The 17,655-nt window shown below is 64.3% G+C and carries 18 protein-coding genes, 1 other RNA gene and 1 pseudogene; 7 read left to right on the top strand and 13 right to left on the bottom strand.

The genetic code is table 11. The features are described 5' to 3' along the window. Window positions 1-17: 17 nt before the first annotated feature. From VQ067_RS22125 to VQ067_RS22110, 4 genes are all read right to left on the bottom strand, one after another. Window positions 18-1,265 (bottom strand): MFS transporter, encoded by a 1,248-nt coding sequence (locus tag VQ067_RS22125; protein ID WP_033991433.1) that lies wholly within the window; start codon window positions 1,263-1,265, stop codon window positions 18-20. Next, a complete protein-coding gene (locus tag VQ067_RS22120) occupies window positions 1,262-2,557 on the bottom strand; it encodes a 3-keto-5-aminohexanoate cleavage protein (RefSeq protein ID WP_023097949.1) in 1,296 nt (431 codons plus the stop codon). Before VQ067_RS22120 ends, VQ067_RS22125 begins: the two co-directional genes overlap by 4 nt. A gap of 288 nt (window positions 2,558-2,845) precedes the next feature. After that, entirely contained in the window at window positions 2,846-4,093 is a 1,248-nt protein-coding gene (locus tag VQ067_RS22115; RefSeq protein WP_033991431.1) for an aminotransferase class V-fold PLP-dependent enzyme, read from the bottom strand. Then, the gene (locus VQ067_RS22110; protein WP_003158601.1) at window positions 4,090-4,524 is read right to left on the bottom strand and encodes a RidA family protein; all 435 of its coding nucleotides are present in this window, start codon (window positions 4,522-4,524) and stop codon (window positions 4,090-4,092) included. Before VQ067_RS22110 ends, VQ067_RS22115 begins: the two co-directional genes overlap by 4 nt. 220 nt (window positions 4,525-4,744) lie before the next feature. Between VQ067_RS22110 and VQ067_RS22105 the strand changes: the two genes are divergently transcribed. Beyond that, window positions 4,745-5,698 (top strand): LysR family transcriptional regulator, encoded by a 954-nt coding sequence (locus VQ067_RS22105; protein ID WP_003085661.1) that lies wholly within the window; start codon window positions 4,745-4,747, stop codon window positions 5,696-5,698. On the opposite strand, the gene VQ067_RS22100 is transcribed toward VQ067_RS22105, so the two are convergent. Beyond that, window positions 5,671-6,555 (bottom strand): LysR substrate-binding domain-containing protein, encoded by an 885-nt coding sequence (locus VQ067_RS22100; protein WP_003140892.1) that lies wholly within the window; start codon window positions 6,553-6,555, stop codon window positions 5,671-5,673. The two genes, VQ067_RS22105 and VQ067_RS22100, sit on opposite strands and share 28 nt — an antisense overlap. Before the next feature lie 100 nt (window positions 6,556-6,655). On the opposite strand from VQ067_RS22100, the gene VQ067_RS22095 reads away from it, so the two are divergent. Continuing rightward, on the top strand, window positions 6,656-7,081 hold the full coding sequence (locus VQ067_RS22095; RefSeq protein ID WP_033991429.1) for a VOC family protein: 426 nt from the start codon (window positions 6,656-6,658) through the stop codon (window positions 7,079-7,081). Window positions 7,082-7,111: 30 nt separating this feature from the next. Here VQ067_RS22095 and VQ067_RS22090 read toward each other — a convergent pair whose 3' ends face one another. Next, window positions 7,112-7,384, bottom strand: coding sequence for a hypothetical protein (locus VQ067_RS22090; protein ID WP_003085667.1), 273 nt, complete (start codon window positions 7,382-7,384; stop codon window positions 7,112-7,114). Window positions 7,385-7,590: 206 nt separating this feature from the next. Between VQ067_RS22090 and VQ067_RS22085 the strand changes: the two are divergent. From VQ067_RS22085 to VQ067_RS22075, 3 genes and pseudogenes are all read left to right on the top strand, one after another. Continuing rightward, a pseudogene (locus VQ067_RS22085) lies at window positions 7,591-7,852 on the top strand (hypothetical protein). Window positions 7,853-8,089: 237 nt separating this feature from the next. After that, window positions 8,090-9,252 (top strand): IS3 family transposase gene (locus VQ067_RS22080; protein WP_126518922.1). Its coding sequence is split into 2 segments (ribosomal slippage): window positions 8,090-8,345 and window positions 8,345-9,252, totalling 1,164 coding nucleotides; the frame shifts between segments, so codons are not numbered across the junction. Between the two features lie 136 nt (window positions 9,253-9,388). Beyond that, window positions 9,389-10,201, top strand: coding sequence for an HNH endonuclease (locus tag VQ067_RS22075; RefSeq protein WP_003114208.1), 813 nt, complete (start codon window positions 9,389-9,391; stop codon window positions 10,199-10,201). A 106-nt stretch (window positions 10,202-10,307) separates the two neighbouring features. On the opposite strand, the gene VQ067_RS22070 is transcribed toward VQ067_RS22075, so the two are convergent. The 7 genes from VQ067_RS22070 to VQ067_RS22040 all read right to left on the bottom strand — a co-directional run bounded on the left by VQ067_RS22070 (window position 10,308) and on the right by VQ067_RS22040 (window position 15,784). Next, entirely contained in the window at window positions 10,308-11,396 is a 1,089-nt protein-coding gene (locus VQ067_RS22070) for a DUF3396 domain-containing protein (protein ID WP_003140888.1), read from the bottom strand. A gap of 16 nt (window positions 11,397-11,412) precedes the next feature. Further along, window positions 11,413-12,114 (bottom strand): VRR-NUC domain-containing protein, encoded by a 702-nt coding sequence (locus tag VQ067_RS22065; RefSeq protein WP_003111822.1) that lies wholly within the window; start codon window positions 12,112-12,114, stop codon window positions 11,413-11,415. After that, a complete protein-coding gene (locus tag VQ067_RS22060; RefSeq protein ID WP_003140886.1) occupies window positions 12,111-12,629 on the bottom strand; it encodes a PAAR domain-containing protein in 519 nt (172 codons plus the stop codon). The genes VQ067_RS22065 and VQ067_RS22060 overlap by 4 nt, the downstream gene beginning before the upstream one ends. A 173-nt stretch (window positions 12,630-12,802) precedes the next feature. Next, complete coding sequence (locus VQ067_RS22055) at window positions 12,803-13,138, bottom strand: TM2 domain-containing protein (protein WP_003140884.1); 336 nt, start codon at window positions 13,136-13,138, stop codon at window positions 12,803-12,805. Between the two features lie 242 nt (window positions 13,139-13,380). Beyond that, a complete protein-coding gene (locus VQ067_RS22050; protein WP_003109444.1) occupies window positions 13,381-14,019 on the bottom strand; it encodes a hypothetical protein in 639 nt (212 codons plus the stop codon). Between the two features lie 472 nt (window positions 14,020-14,491). Further along, window positions 14,492-14,844, bottom strand: a transfer-messenger RNA (tmRNA) gene (gene ssrA / locus VQ067_RS22045). Between the two features lie 61 nt (window positions 14,845-14,905). Continuing rightward, window positions 14,906-15,784: a hypothetical protein gene (locus tag VQ067_RS22040; RefSeq protein ID WP_003140868.1), complete on the bottom strand. Its 879-nt coding sequence runs from the start codon at window positions 15,782-15,784 to the stop codon at window positions 14,906-14,908. An 87-nt stretch (window positions 15,785-15,871) separates the two neighbouring features. On the opposite strand from VQ067_RS22040, the gene VQ067_RS22035 reads away from it, so the two are divergent. Then, a complete protein-coding gene (locus VQ067_RS22035) occupies window positions 15,872-16,555 on the top strand; it encodes a TetR/AcrR family transcriptional regulator (RefSeq protein ID WP_003085795.1) in 684 nt (227 codons plus the stop codon). A 108-nt stretch (window positions 16,556-16,663) separates the two neighbouring features. Beyond that, a complete protein-coding gene (locus tag VQ067_RS22030; protein ID WP_003085798.1) occupies window positions 16,664-17,605 on the top strand; it encodes an alpha/beta fold hydrolase in 942 nt (313 codons plus the stop codon). The last annotated feature ends 50 nt before the right edge of the window (window positions 17,606-17,655 follow it).

Here is a 17,655-nt window from a genome sequence, read left to right as displayed (position 1 = left end):
CCGTGGCCGTCATCGCTTCAGTGCTTCTGTGGCAGCGCCGTGGGCAGGCCGCGGCCGCTCCAGGCAGTGACCACAAGGGCTACCGCCGCCATCAGGCAGAGTGCCAGCCAGCCGGGGACGAAGCTGTGGCTGAAGTCCTTGAGCAGCCCCAGCGCCGGCGGCGCGAGAACGATCGCCAGCTGGTTGATGGCCATCGCCAGGCCGAGGGCGAAGCCGGTCTTGCCGACCGGCGCGGTATCCGCCACATAGGCCACCCAGGGACCGTACCAGCCGAAGCCGAAGAAGCCCAGCCAGGCCACTACCAGGCCCATCCCCAACGGTGATTGCAGGGGCAGCAGGACCAGCGCCAGCAGGCCGAGGATCACCGCGCCGAGGCAGACCATCACCGGGAAGTAGCGCCCGGCGCGGCAGCGGTCGCTCCAGGCGGCCAGCAGGATGCGCCCGGCGACGCCGCAGCCCTGGGCGACGAACAGCAGGGTCGCGGCCATGCCGATGCCGATCTCCAGGGTCTCGTGCAGGTAGAGCACGGTGAACACCAGGATGCCGTACTGCACCGAGATCAGCGCCACCCCGGAACAGACGATGTTCTTCATCGCCGGGTCGGTGATCATCGCCAGCCGCGACTTCACCACCGCGCCCAGGTCGCGTTCGGCGGGGTTCGCGCCGGGCGCCGGGGCGTCCGGCGGGGTACGGTAGAAGAGCATGAAGGCCAGCGCGCCGAGGAACGCCACCAGGCCGCCGGCGAGGAATGCGCTGCGCCAGCCGTAGATCCCCGCCAGGTACGGCAGCAGCGCGGCGGACAGCGCGCCGCCCAGCGGCAGCCCGGCCTGGCGGATGCCCATGGCGAAGCCCAGCTGGGTCTTGGCGAACCAGCGCGACACCGACTTGCTGCCGCCCGGCTGCGCCGTGCTGTAGCCGGCGCCGACGACCACCAGAAACAGCAGGATGGTCAGGTAGTCGGTGGCCCACAGCGAGGCGCAGAGGGCCAGCGCGACGATCAGCGTGCCGAGGCCGACCACCAGCCGTTCGGAGTAGCGGTCGAGCAGCTCGCCGGCCACCAGCAGGCCGACGATCGGCACCAGCTGCGCCGCCGACACCAGCAGGCCGATCTGTAGCGACGAGAGTTGCAGGTCGTTCTGGATGAACACGGCGATCGCGCCGATGCCCTGGACGAAGAAGCAGGCACAGGCCTGGGCGAAGGTGGCGATCAGCAGGATGACCCAGCGGTAGCGCTGGGTCGGGTTCGCGGCGAGGGCGGCGGTCACTGGACGAACTCCCGTGCGAGGGTGAAGTTGGCTTCGCCGAGCGGATGCAGGCGCTGCAGCGACAGGTATTCGCCGAGGGTGCGTTCCATGCCCATGCGCTGGAAGATCCGTTCGCCGTCGAGCTCGGCCTCGGCGCCGTTGGCGCGCAGTTCGTCGAGAGCCTGGCGCAGCAACTGGCAGTTGTCGCTGAGCGTCACCCGGCCGTCATCGTCCACCGCGTAGGGCGTGTCCTCCATGCCGACCCGCAGCACATCGACCTGGCTGTCCGCCTGCGCGGCATAGGCGGCCAGCCGGCGCACCGCGCAGAGCGGGGTGCCGGCGCGAGGACCGACGTCGAGCGGCCGGAAGTGCTGCGCGGCATGCTGCGGCATCACCGCCGCGCCGACCGTGATGCTGACCTTGCGCTTGCGCACGCCGGGTTCGCCGATGTCGTACTCCAGGCTCTTGGCGCTCTCGATCACCGCGCGGAACTGCTGGTAGGTCTCCGGGAACGGCAGGCGTGGCGAGAAGCCGAACAGCAGGATCACGTTCAACTGGCCGGAACCGCCCAGGCGCAGGCGCGGGTGCTCCACGGCGAAACGGGTCATGGCGTAGCTGCGCACATGCTGCACCCACTCCACCTCGTGGAACAGGCCGAGCTTCTGGCGCGCCTGGATGGCGTTGCGGTAGACCTGGAACTGGGTCATCGGCGAGGTCACCCCGTAGTCGGCGCCCTTGCTGGTGGAGTGGGTCTGCAACTCGGCCCTTTCCAGCGCCGTCGACGGCTGATAGTCGCGCAGGTCGGCGAGGAAGGCCGGGCTGGAGGCATAGTCGAGGTCGAGCTTGCGCTTTTGCTTCTCCAGCTCGCAGATCACCTGCAGTTCGATGGCCGCCTGGATCGTCACGAAGTGCGCACCGCCCAGGTGCAGCGGGATGGCGCAGTGGCTGACCCGCTCCCACTCGCCGAAGCGGCGGATGTTCTCCTGCACCTCGCTGCCGTTGCGGCTGGCGCCGAAGCTCAGCATCAGGTCGGGGAAGCGGTTCTGCAGGGCGCGGCTGACCGCCTGGTAGATGTCGTTGTCGGTGGTCTGTTCCTGGGTCAGCGGGTTGCGCGCATGATAGTGGTAGTAGCGGCAACCCATCTCGTAGAGCTGGCGCGCTTCGTCCAGCAGTTCGCCGGGGGCGGTGCGGATGGTGGCGCCGGTGCAGATGCTGTCGAGCAGGCGGTCACCGGTGGCGGCGTGGTTGCGCGGGGTGAACTTGGCGCCGGTGGAGGCGCATCCGAGAATCAGGGTTTTCCGGGATCCGGTCATGGTCGTCTTTCCTCCATTCATCATTCCATTGAGGGCGGAGCGGTCCGCGGCGGACCGAAAGGCTGCCCAGGGCGTCGAAAGTCGTCGGTGTCTCAGGCAGGTGAAAGATGTCGCTGGCGGGATCGTTATGCGTTGTTCTACGAGAGGGATTTAAACCGCATGGCGGCGGCCGTGCGCGGCGCATTCGGCAACGCTCGTTGCCGCCGGCACAAAGACCTTGCGCAAATCGCCCGGCGTTGCGCCAACCGCCGGCACGGCGGCGCAACGTTGCCATTCGCGCAAGGTCGCTCAACTGGCGGCGCGCTGTCGCAGGCAATCCTCCAGGGCCTCGCAGAGGCGCTCGATCTCGCCGTCGTCGGTCAGGTAGTGCGGAGTCAGGCGCAGTACCCCCGGCAGCGCCTGCTCGCGCAGCGCCCAGCGGGCATACTGCGGGCCGATGTAGGAGGCGTTCACGCCGCGCGCGTGGAGGCGCTTCAGCCATTGCTCGCCGCTCAGTTCGGGGGCCGCGTAGGTCATCAACGCGCTGGCGTGCGGCCCTTGTTCCAGCGGCGTCCAGCCGAGCCGGCGGTAGAGCTGCTGGGCGATGCGTTCGCGCAACTGGCGGTTACGCCGGGCGATGCGCCGGACGTCGGTCTGCAACAGGTAGTCGCAACTGGCCTTGAGCGCCAGGCGCAGTCCCGGGTTGAACTCCGAGCATTCGAAGCGCCGCGCGTCATCCCGCGCCTGCAGGGCGAAGGCGTCGCTCCATTGCGCGCCGCCGACGTCCAGCCCGTCGGGCAGGGCCAGGCGCTCCAGGGCACGTTCGCCGAGATAAAGCACGCCGAGTCCCTTCGGTCCGCGCAGCCACTTGCGCGGCGGGAACACCAGCACGTCGCAGCCGATCGCCTCCACCGCCAGCGGCAACTGGCCGACCGCATGGCTGGCATCGAGGAAGAACAGCCCGTCATGGGCGCGGATGCGCTCGGCCACGCCCTCCAGTGCGGTAGCCGCGCCATGCCCGGTGGGCACCGCGCTGAGCGACAGCAGCGGCGTCTGGCCGGGGGCGAGGTCGTGCAACTGCTCGTCGAGCCGTTGCAACAGCTGTGCGGCGTCGCCGCGCGCGTCGATCAGGCGCAGCTCCAGCCCGCGCTGCTGGCGCGCGGCGAGCAGGCACAGGCTGTTGGAACCGTATTCGTCGAAGCTGCTGATCGCCCGTATCCGTGGATGGGCGGCCAGGGCCGCGGCAAAGGCCACCGACCATGCGCGGCTGGCGCAGTCGAGCAGGGCGATGTGCCGTGGCTGGGTGCCGAGCACCCGCGCGACGCTGTCGCGGACCGCCTGCAAGGGCTCGGCGAAATGCTCGGCGGCGCGCTGCACGCCCCAGCGCCGCTCGGCTTCCAGCCAGCTGTCGAGGGCCTCGTAGAGCACCTGCGGCGGCAGACTGGCGGAGCCGTGGGCGAAGTGCGCGTAGCTGCCCCAGGCCGGGGTCTCGCGGCGCAGGCGCAGCAGTTCGTCGGCACCGAAGGCGTCGGGGGCGGCGGGGAAGAGCGCGCTCATGGCCGCACCGCCGCGATCAGTTCCACCTCCACCGCGGCGCCGCGCGGCAGCTCGGCCACGCCGACGGCGGCGCGGGCGTGGCCGCCGCGCGCGCCGAGCACCTCGTCGAAATACTCGCTGGCGGCATCGATCACCGCCGGCTGCTGGACGAAACCCGCCGCGCTGGCGACGTAGCCGGTCACCTTGAGCAGCCGCTCGACCCGTTGCAGGCCGCCCAGCGCCTCCTCCAGCGCCAGCAGGCAGCGCGCCGCGCAGAGCCGGGCGGCCTGGCGGGCCTGTTCCAGGTCGAGTTCGCTGCCGACCTTGCCGGTCCAGCGCAGCTCGCCGTGCTGGCGCGGCAACTGGCCGCTGACGTAGGCGATGCCGGCGTGGAGCACCACCGGCTGGTAGGCGCCGCCGGCGACGATGGCCGGAGCGGGGGATGTCTGCATGGTCCTGTCCTCGTGGCGGACCCGCCCGGCCACGATGCTCGGGCGGGTCGATGGCTGGAAAAGCGCGACCTCACTACTGTGGGCCGGTTTTCCCGGTCTGTTTTGCGGGAGTCGACGAGCTGCTTGCCAAATCGGCAAAACAAACCGAACTTTAGCCTTGCAACAGGCACCGCCGCGCGAAGTAGACTGAAAACGCCCGACCGTTGAGGAACGCGCAACGATGATCGACCTGGTGATGCTCAAGGACTTCCTCGTCCTCTGTCGGATCAAGAGCTTCAGCCGTGCGGCGCAGGAGTGCCATGTCTCCGTGTCCGGGCTCAGCCGGCGTATCCAGACCCTGGAACAGTGGCTCGGCGCGCCGGTGTTCGAGCGCCACAAGCACGCCCTCGAACTGACCGAGGCCGGCCGCCAGTTGCAAGGCGTGGCGCAGGACGCGGTGCGCGCCCTGGACAACCTGCGCCAGTCGATCCGCGAGCGCGACGAAGACGCCCAGCGGCGCATTCGTTTCTGCGCCCCGCACATCCTCTCCTCGGTGTTCTTCCCGCACTGGATTCCGCGCCTGCAGGCGGACTTCCGCAGCGCCAAGTTCAGCGTCGACTGCGATTACCTGCCGCAATGCCTGTCGCGCCTGCGCGACGGCTCGGTGGACTACGTGGTGGCGTTGCTCGACGAAGGCGAGGCGGTGTCGCGCCGTCTGGGCATCGACAGCGAAGCCGAGTTCCAGCGCCTGGAGCTTGGCCACGAACAACTGGTGGCGGTCTGCGCGCCGGACGCCGCCGGCCAGCCGCTGTTCAATCTCGACCGCCTGCAGACCGAAGCGCTGTCGTTCCTCGGCTACTCCGAGGAATGCCACCTGGGCTGGGCCCTGGAACCGCTGCTGCGCGACAGCGGCCTGTTCCTCCAGCGCCATCACAGCTCCAGCCAGACCGAGGGCCTGCGCTTCTTCGCCCAATCGCGCCTGGGCGTCGCCTGGCTGCCGCATACCCTGGTCCGCGAGGACCTCGCCAGCCGTCGCCTGGTGCGCGCCGGCGGCCAGCGCTTCGACGTGCCGCTGCGCTACACCCTGATCCGTCGCCGCCTGCCGCTACCCGGCGAGGCCGAACGCCTGTGGACCTTCCTCGGCGAGCTGGCGCGCCCGGCGCCGCGCTACGCGGTGGTCGGCGCGGCCTCCTGAGCCGCCGTCTCGGCCAGCAGGGCGCGGCGGAATTCACCGACCAGGTCGTCCTGCGCCGAACCGCTGCGGCTGACCATCACCAGCTCGCGCTGGAATTCCAGCGCGCCCAGTTCGATCACCCGTACCCGCGCCGGCTCGCGTAGCCACAGCCCGGCCCGGGGCAGCAGCGCCACGCCGAGACCGTTCTCCACCATCCGCGCGATCGCGTCGATCTCGTCCAGCTCCATCACCTGGCGCGGCCTGAGCTGCTGCGCCTCGAGGAAATCGCCCACCAGGCGACCGCCGAAGGACACATGGTCGTAGCGGATGAACGGTTGCGTGCGCAGCAATTCCAGCGCATCCGTCGCGGTGCATTGCGGCGGCGCGATCAGCACGAACGGCTGGCGCTCGACCCGTTGCGCGGAGAGCCCGCGCGGCAGGTTGAACGGCGGGCGGATGAGGATCGCCAGGTCCAGTTCGGCGGCGTCCACCTGGTCCAGCAGGTGCAGCGAGACGCCCGGCACCACCTGCGGCTCAATGTGTGGCGCCTGTTCGGCGAGGCGCTTGAGCACCTCCGGCAGCAGCCCGGTCTGCGCCGTGTTCACCGCACCGATGCGCAGGCGTCCGCGCGGGCTGTCGCCCTGGCCGATGCCGTCGAACAGCGCGAGGATCTGCTCGGCCGTACGCACCGCCTGCCGCCCGGCCTCGTTCAGGTGCGCCGCGCGCGGCGTGCGCTTGAACAACTCGACGCCGACGCTGCGTTCCAGCGCGCGTATCTGCGCGCTCACCGCCGACTGCGTCAGCCCCACCTGTTCCCCCGCCGCGGCGAAGGAGCCCCGGCGCGCCACGGCGACCAGGGTGCGGAGTTCGCGGATCATCCAAGCCTCGAAAAAAGTATTGCTCAGGCGAAATATTATGCGCTTTCCATCGAAATCGGCACGGCAAATAATCCCGGCACACCCACAGAGGAACCGCGCCATGAGCCTGATGCCCTTCCACCTCGCCATCCCCGTCCACGACCTGCCCGCCGCCCGGCGCTTTTACGGCGAGGTCTTCGGCCTGAGCGAAGGCCGCTCCGCCGAGCACTGGGTCGACTTCGACTTCTTCGGCCACCAGTTGGTCATCCACCAGCATCCGCAGACCGATTCCCAGCGCCACGCCGGCAGCAACCCGGTGGACGGTCACGACGTGCCGGTGCCGCACTTCGGCGTGGTCCTCGCATGGGACGACTGGCACGCCCTGGCCGAACGCCTGAAGCAGCGCGGCACCCACTTCGTGATCGAGCCCTACATCCGCTTCAAGGGCCAGGTCGGCGAGCAGGCCACGCTGTTCCTCTTCGACCCCTGTGGCAACGCGCTGGAGTTCAAGAGCTTCCGCGACCTGGGCCAGTTGTTCGCCAAGTGAGATTGCCGGCGCTCCGCCTGGAGGCTGCGCTTACTGCGCGCAGTCCGTGCAGAACTCCAGCGCCGCGCAGCTGGACTGCTCGTCCGGCAGGCTCGATGTCGCGCACTCTTTCTTGCGCACCACGCTGCCCAGCGGCGCCAGCTTGAACCGCTCCGGCGGCGGGCTGGCCGGCTTTGCGCTTGTCGTCCCGTCGAGGTCGGGCTTGAAGGCGTGTTCAAGGTCGCCCAGGCGTTCGTCCAGGGTGGCGGAGGAGGCGAGGGCGGGCGTCAGGGCCAGGATGAGCAGGAGAACGCGGTAGGGCATGGGGTTTCCGGTGTGGGTGGCGATGCGCTGGAGCCGGGCACGGCATCCCCGCATGACGAGGAATCGAAGCGGCCATTCAAGGCGATTACGTGTTGGCGATGGGATGCGCTCGCCCTCTGTTTGGCATTTTGTGAAGCGCTTCGCACCTTGCCCGAGCGACGCCTTGGCCGGGCAAAACTGTCACCGCACAGTCCCCTTCCACCTTCATCCCCCTGCGACGCACCTCGCAATGCAACCAGCATCCCGGCTGCGCCACCCTCTACCTGGACTGCAGCGCAGCCAGCGAAGATCTGTTCGACACCGCCCGCCGCCGGCTGGAGTCGGCGATCGGAACGCTGAGCGTCCTCGACCTGCTCGACGAAACCGAAGACCGGCGAAAGCACCTGCCGTATCACCGGCTCCTTGCTGTCGTTGCTCAGCGACGCCCTGTCGCTGTTCGAGGCGGAATACGCACGCAGACAACGATAACCGACGGAGGCGGTGCCCCCCGGCGAGGCCGGGGGTTAGAGGAGTCTCTATGTGAGCCGGTATGTTCATTGAGCCGAATTCACACAGGCCTTAACTATGAGCGTCTGTGCCGTACTATCTGCCTTGTCTGGCTAGGCTGTTGTGGTGAATTGGGCATGCCTTTTCGCTACATTGTAGTGGTCTACTGATCCCGGACACCGATTTAGGCGAGAATCCTCGCCCTGAGAGAGGTGTCTGATGAGCAAGCAACGACGTACATTTTCCGCCGAGTTCAAGCGAGAGGCCGCCGCCCTGGTGCTGGACCAGGGCTACAGCCATATCGAGGCCTGCCGTTCGCTGGGGGTGGTGGATTCGGCCTTGCGCCGTTGGGTGAAACAGCTCCAGGCGGAACGCCAAGGCATGACCCCGAAGAGCAAGGCGCTGACGCCCGAACAGCAGAAGATCCAGGAACTGGAGGCCCGGATCAACCGGCTGGAGCGGGAGAAAGCGATCCTAAAAAAGGCTACCGCTCTCTTGATGTCGGACGAACTCGATCGTACGCGCTGATAGACCAGTTGAGTGAGCAGGAATCGGTGGAAGTGGTCTGTTCAGCTTTCGATGTGGCGCGGTCTTGCTACTACGTCCACCGTCTTCGACGTCGTCGGGTCGATGCTCGCCGCATTGTGCTACGCAGCCAGGTCAACCAGTTGTTCAGCCAGAGTCGGGGCTCGGCCGGCAGCCGCAGCATCCTGGGCATACTGCGCGAAGAGGGCGTGACCATCGGCCGTTACCGGGTGCGTCGGTTGATGCGTGAGTTGGGCCTGGTCAGCAAGCAGCCGGGCTCGCATGCCTACAAACAAGCTACGGTTGAGCGGCCAGATATCCCGAATCGGCTGAATCGTGAGTTCGCTGTCCAGCGTCCCAATCAGGTGTGGTGTGGCGATATCACCTACATCTGGGCGCAAGGCCGCTGGCATTACCTGGCCGCGGTGCTGGATCTGCACACACGGCGGGTAATCGGCTGGGCGTTCTCGGCCAAGCCGGACGCCGAGTTGGTGATCAAGGCGCTGGACATGGCCTACGAACAACGCGGCCAGCCACAGCAGGTGCTGTTTCATTCAGATCAGGGCGCCCAGTACGCCAGTCGTCTGTTCCGGCAGCGACTCTGGCGCTACCGGATGCAGCAGAGCATGAGCCGTCGAGGGAACTGTTGGGACAATTCGCCAATGGAGCGCCTGTTCCGCAGCCTGAAGTCGGAGTGGATCCCGTCGACGGGCTACCTGACGGCGCAAGAAGCCCAGCGGGACATTAGCCATTACCTGATGCACCGCTACAACTGGATCAGGCCGCATCAATTCAACGACGGGCTACCGCCTGCGGTGGCCGAAGAAAAACTCAACCCACTGTCCGGGATGGGTTGACCACTACACATGCCTAACGATCTCAAGTAGGTATAGGTTTCTAGTAGAGGGGCATTGCCCCGCTCTTTGCCAGGTTCGATTTTGGGCAGGTGCCTGATAGGCTGTCGCTCAACCATCATGAAAGGACTCTGCAGCTATGCCCGCCGTTATCGCTGAGAATGATGTGTCGATCTGGGACGACGAAACTGGAGCTGTCTACCACTACCCAAGGCGATACAGCGCCATCCTTAAGCCAGGGGTGCAGGTGGTTTACTACAAGGGCAAGCTGACAGATAAGTCCTTTGCTGATCAGCGCCTCAGTGCTCAGCCGCATTACTTTGGTATTGCGCGTATCGGCAAGGTTTACCCTGACCCTGAAAGCTCGAAAGGTGATCTCTTCGCGTTGATCGAGAGTTTTCAGCCATTTGAGCAGGCAGTCCTGGCAAAAGAAGGGAATAGCTACCTAGAGCCCATTCCGCCATCGAAGGCCAGCAACTACTGGCGTAGTGGTGTCCGGGAGATTGGACAGGTCACCTTTGATAGCATCCTGGCAAGGGCCGAGATTAAGCCTTTGCAGGTTGCCGAGAGTTGGGGCGATAGAGCTTTGGGGGGCTTCGAGTCTCGCACCGAGGGCAGTCTGTCCACCTACTACGGGGTCCGCTACGAGCGTGACCCAACGCTGCGTCTCCAGGCAATTGCGATTCATGGTGTAGCTTGCAAGGCGTGCGGTTTTGATTTCGGAAAGGCATACGGCGAGTACGCGAAGGGTTTTATCCACGTTCACCACACGCAGCCCATTTCTGAGTTCGAAGCCCCCAAAGCCGTGAACCCTGAAACTGACCTGGTGCCCCTCTGTGCAAATTGCCATGCAGTTGTTCATCGCAGGCGTGATCGAACTCTTAGCGTCGATGAGCTGAAGGGGCTTGTTCGTGGGAGGTGGGTTTGCGCGGAGGCTGATGTAGTCGTTTAGGTAAGGAAAAAGAAGGAAAAAGGGGACATATTTATTTTTCTGTCAGGCTCGCCTCATAGGGAGTGTAGCCTTGGCGAGCACTTTTGATCCCAGAAAACGTAAGCCCCTACGGGCGCTCCGGCAGTGAGTTCGTCGCGTCCAAGCATGGCTCAGTGTTGAGCAATTTGTCGCGCCAGCGGGGGAGTTCGCTGTCTTCCACATCCAGCCGTTTCAGCCATTGATCGGCCGCCCAGCCCACCAGCCGCAATTCGCCGTCGTGGGAGCCGCCGTGTAGCGAGCCGACGGTTTCATAGCGAATGCCTTTGAGCGCGTGGTTCAGCAGCACATACGGAGCGGGTCTGGAGTCTTCCGCATCACCCGCGATATAGGGATAGGCACCGGCCTGGATTACCACGCCATCGCCGTAGCGGTAGAAGGCAAAGTGGCTGGAGGGCAGTTGCGCACGCAGGGCATCGAGCCCGCCGGCCAGCGCCAGGCGCTCGTTGTTCAGGAGGGTTAGCCAACTGACAGTTTTGATTCTTGTAGGTTTGAACTCGGGAGTATTGGCCAGCAGACAAGCCGTCCCTACATCCAAACCCGGCATACGCGCCGCCATAAAGGCTTCGGAGGGCTCGTCATTGTCCCAACTGGTCGGCGAGAGATTGTAGGCATGCCCCGCATACCCCTGCTCCGGCTCTAGTCGCCGTGCGAAGTCAATAAACAGCTGTAGGAAATCCAATGGCTGCCGCTCTTGATATAGCAGAGGTACGGAGAACTCCAGAACACTAAGATCATGGCCCATTTTGGCTTGCCAGCTCCGCTTGCCGTAAATATCAAACAGCCAGGCGCCTGCATCGCGGGATTTCTTGCCGCTGGTGTAGCAGAAGCTGAGATGATCGTCTTCATCCATTGCCCCCATCATCTCGCGCAGTGGTTGGGTGTCACGGTATGCGGTCAGTGGCTTTCCTTGTGCAGGCTCTTCACGCCAGAGCCAGGTGAGGTGAGGCTCTGCCAGGCGCTTGAACTCATCGAAGCATTGGCATAATGACTCACGTACCAGTGGGGTATGGGCCTCTTTGAAGTAGAGAGTACCACGTAGGCAAAGCACGGCACCGATATAGTCTTCGGGGCCGCCCTTCATCAACAGGTTGCCGGCTATTTCCAGTAGATGGGGTTGCTTGGCTAACTCTGCAGCCAGATCGAATGGCTGTTCCATGGGCTTTTCCTCTTGATCAATAGGCGGGAATCATCGGGCGAGGGGAACGGCCTCGGGTCAAGACGAACATCACTCCACCTGCGATGGCGACGGCCCACCCTGCTTGCTCTACTGGCACCTTGGATCGTTGATTTTCCTGGCCACAGTCGCAGTCGGAGGGTTTCATTTCAACAATCTTGTTCTTGTTGCCGGCAATCGCTGCATAATCCTCAAGTTGTTCCCTATTATGTGGGTCAGGCGGAAACTTCATCTCCACCACCTGTTTGATATTGTCCTGGGTTGGCGGCCTGTTGGGATTCTGAACGATGATCACGTCGGGCCTGCGAATCATTCCTTTCCCTGGCTTGAACGGCGGATGCTCCGGATCTTCATCCCAATACTTGCTGATCCATCCCGGTATCCAGCCATGTGGACTGTTACCGGTCTGGCTATCGAGAATCGGCTGCGGTGGGTTCTTGGTCATGTCGTAGCTGACCTCGGGCTTGTAGGGGCTGCGTCCCTGGAGAACTTCGTCCAACTCTCCCAGCCGCTGTGCCACGCACGCCTGCTTGAGGCTTTTGCCATCCTGGCTGAGGTTGGGCGTGCTGCTGCAATGGCAGACCGCCGAGCACAGCACCTTCTTGTCCTGCGGATCGAGCCTGGATTCCAGGGTGCCGACGGGGTTGGTCCTGCCTTCGGGGCTCATGCCTCCCCGGGACAGGCTGGGCTGGTCGCTCATGCGTCGCCCCTCTGCACCAGGTCGATGTAGAGGGTCTCCGCGGTGGGGCGCTCGATCCAGGAGGTCATGCCGTCGGCATCCGTGGTGTCGAACGCATTCCAGCCGCCACTCGACCAGACCCTGACCCGGCGTCCGGCGACGGGCTTGCCCGTTTCGTGGTCGATGAGCTGGAAGCGCCCGGAACAGGGCACGCTGTTGCGGTTAAGGGGAAGGGCGGGAGCGCGCGGGGCGGGCGTGAAGACGTCGCCGATGAGTACCGTCCCCGAGCCGCCGATCACCACGTTGCCGTGCGCCCCGATACTACCCAGCGTCACCGCCGGTAGGCCGTTGATGAGTACCGTCGACGAAACGGCTGAGATCATCGGGCTTCCGCAGGCTGAGGTGTCGCCTTGCCGTGCTGCCGGCAGGCCGTCGAAAACGACGTCGGGAGAGCCCTGGACGATGGGGTTGCTGCCATGCCCTGGCACTGGGCAGGTCGTTGGATCGGTGACGCGGGCGGCGGGTTTTCCACTCATGTGCGGGTCCTTGCATCAGTGAGATGTGCTGGCCGTTCTGGCGGCCAATTCGGGATTGAACGAGTCGGCACCTATCGCCAGCGGAAGAAACGCAGAGGGGGACTTCTCCTTGTCCCACCTCCCGGCATTGGTTTCTTCTCCGGCCCGCCGAGGACCGTAGCGAGGTGCGCCGGTCAGTCTTGAGGGTGCGACGCGGAAGCGCCGGCTACCTGCAGCGCTGCAACTTCCAGCCGGGCGTCGCGGCGGGTCTGCTCCGTATGGCCCTGGATGATGCCGGGAATCAGGAAGGCATCGACGATCCACCAGATGCCGGTAATGATCAGGGGGAACAGGGTGAAACAACCGATCAGCGTGATGATCAGTTGGGTAACCGCCGTGCCGGTTTTCCCCAGGTAGAAGCGGTGTGCGCCGAAACCGCCCAGGAAGAACCACAGAAGATAGGCGGTGCCGGTGGATTTCTGGGCGTTGGAAACTTTCTGCTCCACGAGCATTTCAGACTGTAGTGACATGAGTTTTCCCACTGATCCATGCGGAAGACATGGTGGGAATTGAAACGTTGCCAACGGTGTTTTTTCAAGCGTCCAGTCTGAGGATGTTTTTGATTTGTAGTTTTATTGCGGGGCTCTGGAAGAGTCGGCCAGGAGTCGGAACTCCTGGACTTCGTAGAGGTGCTTAAAACAAACTGGCGAGTGGCTGGAGTTTATTGGCGAAAGGCGTCCGGCCGGGCGCCTTTCGCTTTTGTCCGTTAACTTCATAGTGGCGTGGTTTCGAACTTTATCTTTTGATAGTTCTCGAAAATGAACCTGTCTTCCGGCGACAGGGCCGTTTCGTCGAAGGGCAGGATCGCGCCGTCATGCATGACCTTGTAGTCGCGAGAGGTGATTTTCGTCTCCGCCGTGGTGAATGTACTCATGAAGCGCTTATGGGCATCCCCCTGGAACTCCTTCCTGTGCTGGAGGAAGTAGGCGAAGTCCATGTGCCCAACCATGAAGACGATGCTCCAGTCCTTCCTGGCGGCTATGTCCCATTTCCACATGGCGGAGAGTTTCCGCCTAATGGCCTGGTCGGACTCCCTCAGGGCCTTCTTGAGACAGTCGAAGGCGTAGGTACTGTCTATGTCGAATTCGCAGATGGTCAGGTAGTTCACGAACTTTTCGCCGAAGACACAACTGGAGCCGAGGGTGAAAATCTCGTATCCCGGGTAATACCTGCGAAAGAAATCAAGTTCCGTCAGGAACCAGTCTTCCAGTGCGGGTCGGCTGCTCTTTCCGTAGACGTTCTTGACGATGTCTGGCGTATATTCGAACCCTTCGCTGGTGCAGGTTAGAACGTTCTTCTCATCTTTGGCGATGACTATCCTGTTTTTTGCTCCTTTCGGTTCCTTTTTCATTTTTCTTGTCCTTCGAGCGTCTGTGGAGGCCGGTTTATCGTGTTTTGGAATCTCTGTTTTAGGTTTCGCTTTCCAGGGATATAAGACGCCTGCTTACCCTGGTAGTGAGTGTCTAGCTCAAATTCTTTTTCTGTGCTTGACGAAAAGTATGCGTCGGTTTCTCGGAGGCTCGTTTTCTTGGACGGGGAGTTTCGAACCTGAAGCCATGAATGTTTTCCTGCCAGCGTTCCAGAGCCTTGTTGGCGGCGGAATCGAACGGTCTCATTAACAGATTCGGGAAATATCATTCCGCGCGTCCGCAGCCAAAAGAGCGGGCTGGCGAAGCTCGCCGGGTGTCGGTCACGGTAGGGGAGGGAGCAGCAAGGCGAGCCGGCAACAGGAAAGGCCCGGCGCTGGAGGAGCAGGCAAGGGACTGGGCAAAGAAAAAGCCCCTGAAATTCACTAGGAAAATCAGGGGCTTATCGTTTGCGTTTGGTGGAGCCGGGGGGATTTGAACCCCCGTCCGCCAGCTCTCCGCTATCGGTTCTACATGCTTAGCCAGCTCTACTGAGTTAACTCCGCGCCGCCCGAGTGGCAGGGTGCTTGGAGCGAGCTGTATGAGTTTTAGCCGTTACGTCTACAGCGAACTTGGCGGCGATCCTGTTCTATCTGACAGTCGTTTCGGGTTTACAGGCATCCCCTAGCGACTGCTAGCCGCATTAAGCAGCTAGAGCGTAGTTGTCGTCGTTGGCAACTATAAGTTTGCAGCAGCGAATTTACGAGTTCTGCTACCAGCTCGGCATGCCCCTCAAGTTTTGTTACCGGCGTCGAATCCTAATCGGCCCCAAAACCTTGACAGGTCGACGACCAGTCTACGGCAAAGGGCTGCGAGAGTCCAATCCGCCGCTCATAAACCGTTGACGCCGCTGGGTTTCCCCTCCGGAGGCGGGCTCAGGTCCAGGGGTTTGTCCGGTGCCTTGGCGTTCCGCCCGGGCGCCAGCTGTTTTTCCACGTCGGCCTGGATCGCCTGCAACACCGGTTGCAGGTCGCGCATGTTGTCGCGGACCTCGGGGTAAGGGTGGTCCTTGGCGAAAGCGGCGATGCGTTCCAGCAACTGGGCGCGCACCGGGGAGGGCAGGTGGATGAACAGCTCGGGCATTTCCTTGGCCAGTTCGGCGGAGTAGAGCACCAGGTCCTGGCGCTCGAACTGGGCGGTGAGGCCGAGGTAGTCGAGGGCGCTGCCGGTGAGCATCGCCGCGGCCGCCTTGGTTTCCTGCATGCCCTGCAGGCGCGCGGGGTTGCGCTGCTCGGCCTGGGACAGGGTCATCCAGAATTCGACGGTGAGGGTGAACAGGATCGACTGCTCGCGCAGCGAGTAGCTCATCAGGCCCAGCGCCTCGGCGCCGTAGGGCTGCTTGGCGGCGCGGAAGTCGAAGTACAGGCGCATTAGCTCCTTGAGCTTGAACAGTACTTCGCGGGCCTCGTTCTGGCGGATCTCCAAGGGGCTGTAGATGTTCAGCTGCGGGCGGAAGTTTTCCTCGCTGACCATGCGCAGGTAGAGCGGCCCGGTGAATTCGCCGCTGCGTCGCGGCAGGGCGTTCTTCTGGGTTTCCTCGATCTTCTTCAGGGCGTCGATCAGCACCTGGTAGTCGTGGCTGTCCCAGGGCTTCTGGATGTCCGGGATGCGCTGGCCGAGGTAGTAGAGGTCGGCGGCCGCGAGCGGGCGGCCGAGAACCAGTAAAAGGATGGCCAGCGGCCAGAGCAGGCGGCGTGATAGGGTCGGCACGGACTTTCCTTGCGGGGCGCGTGGATCGGCCTAGGTTAGCGATGGCCGGGGCCGCCGTCACCCCGCGCTTCGATTGGGGCGGACGGGATGGCAACGGCGCAGTGGGACGGCTTGCAGGCGGTATTCGAGGACCTCGGCGGCTACGGCGCGCTGGCGCGCCAGGCGGCGCAGGGCGAGGGGCCGCTGGTGGGGCATCTGCAACGGACCAACATCCAGCTCGCGGCGATCCCGGTGTTCACCCGCAAGGGGGTCGCCGAGACCACGGTCAACGACCTGCTGGAGGCGGCGCGGGTCTCGCGGCGGACTTTCTACAAGTATTTCGCCGGCAAGCTGGAGGTGCTGGAAAGCATCTACCACAGCGCCGTGCAATTGCTGCTGGCGCGCTTCGGCGGGCTGCGCAGCGAGGCCGGCAGCGACGAGGACTGGCTGCGGGCGATGGTCTCGCTGTTCTTCGACTACCACCTGGCGGTCGGTCCGATCATCCGCATGATGCAGGAGGAGGCCCTGCATGCCGGCTCGCCGCTGGCGGCGCACCGGCAGCGCGCGCACCTGAAGATTATCGAGCTGTGGGCCGAGCGCCTGGGCGCCCAGGGCGCGGCCCACGATGCGCTGACCTACCGGGTGCTGATCTGGGCGATGGAGGCGGCTTCGCTGGAGCTGCTCAATGCCAGCGACCCGCTGGAGCTGCCGCGGGTCAAGCGGGTGCTCGGCGACCTGCTGGTGGGTACGCTCTGTCCCAGCACCCAGGCTCCGACGAGACTGCAAGGGTAACAGCCGGGCAGTCGCCGCTCGCGCCTACAGAACCTAGGTTGGGCTCGCAGCCCGCCGTGGCCATGCTCTGATGCCCTGTCATAACAACAAGACGGGAGACGTGCGTCCATGTCCGCGACACCCTATCTGCTGCAACCGCCGCTGGCGGTCGGATTCGCCCGCCTGGGCTTCGGCTCCCTCTCGCTGGAGTCGTTGCGCGAGCGCTACGCCGCACCGTCCAGCGGCTCGCGCTTCATCGAGCTGGACGGTTTCCCGCTGCACTACCGCGACGAAGGCAGCCGCGACAAGCCGGTACTGGTGATGATCCACGGCGTGGTCGCCTCGCTGCACACCTGGGACGACTGGGTGAAGGCGATGTCGCCCTACTTCCGCATCGTGCGCTTCGACGTGCCGGGCTTCGGCCTGACCGGGCCGGGGCGTGACAGCCGCTACTCCGGCGAGCGCATGGTGGCGATCCTCGGCCAGTTGCTCGATTTCCTCAAGATCGACAAGGCCTCGATCGCCGGCAACTCCCTGGGCGGTTATATCGCCTGGAACTTCGCCCTGGCGCAGCCGCAGCGAGTGGAGCGGCTGGTGCTGATCGACCCGGCCGGTTACCAGATGCGCAAGGTGCCGTGGATGATCGCCTCGGCGGCGCTGCCCGGCTCGACCCTGGCGATGCCGCTGTGGATGCCGCGGGCGCTGATCGCCCAGGGCATCAAGGAAGTCTATGGCGAGCCGGGGCGGATCAAGCCGGGGGTGGTCGACCGTTACTACGACCTGAGCCGCCGCCCGGGCAACCGCAAGGGCATGATGGAGATCTTCCGCGTGTTGCTGAAGGTCAACCGCGAGGAACTCGGCACCTCCGGCGAACGCATCGCCCGGATCGTCGCGCCGACCTTGCTGATGTGGGGCGAACGCGACCGCTGGATCTCGCCGAAGCACGTACCGCTGTGGCAACGCGACCTGCCGGGGATCCAGGTGAAGACCTATCCGGGCGTCGGGCATATCCCCATGGAGGAGATTCCCGAGCAGACCGCGGCGGATGCACTGCGCTTCCTGATGGCCTGATCCCAGGCCGTCATGAAGAAGCCCGCGCTGGTCAGTCGCGGGCTTTTTAA

The organism is Pseudomonas sp. KBN12P06040 (assembly GCF_037574965.1).
Taxonomy (GTDB): domain Bacteria; phylum Pseudomonadota; class Gammaproteobacteria; order Pseudomonadales; family Pseudomonadaceae; genus Pseudomonas; species Pseudomonas aeruginosa.
Note: the sequence above shows the minus strand (reverse complement) of the source record. Positions and strands in the feature narration are given on the sequence as shown.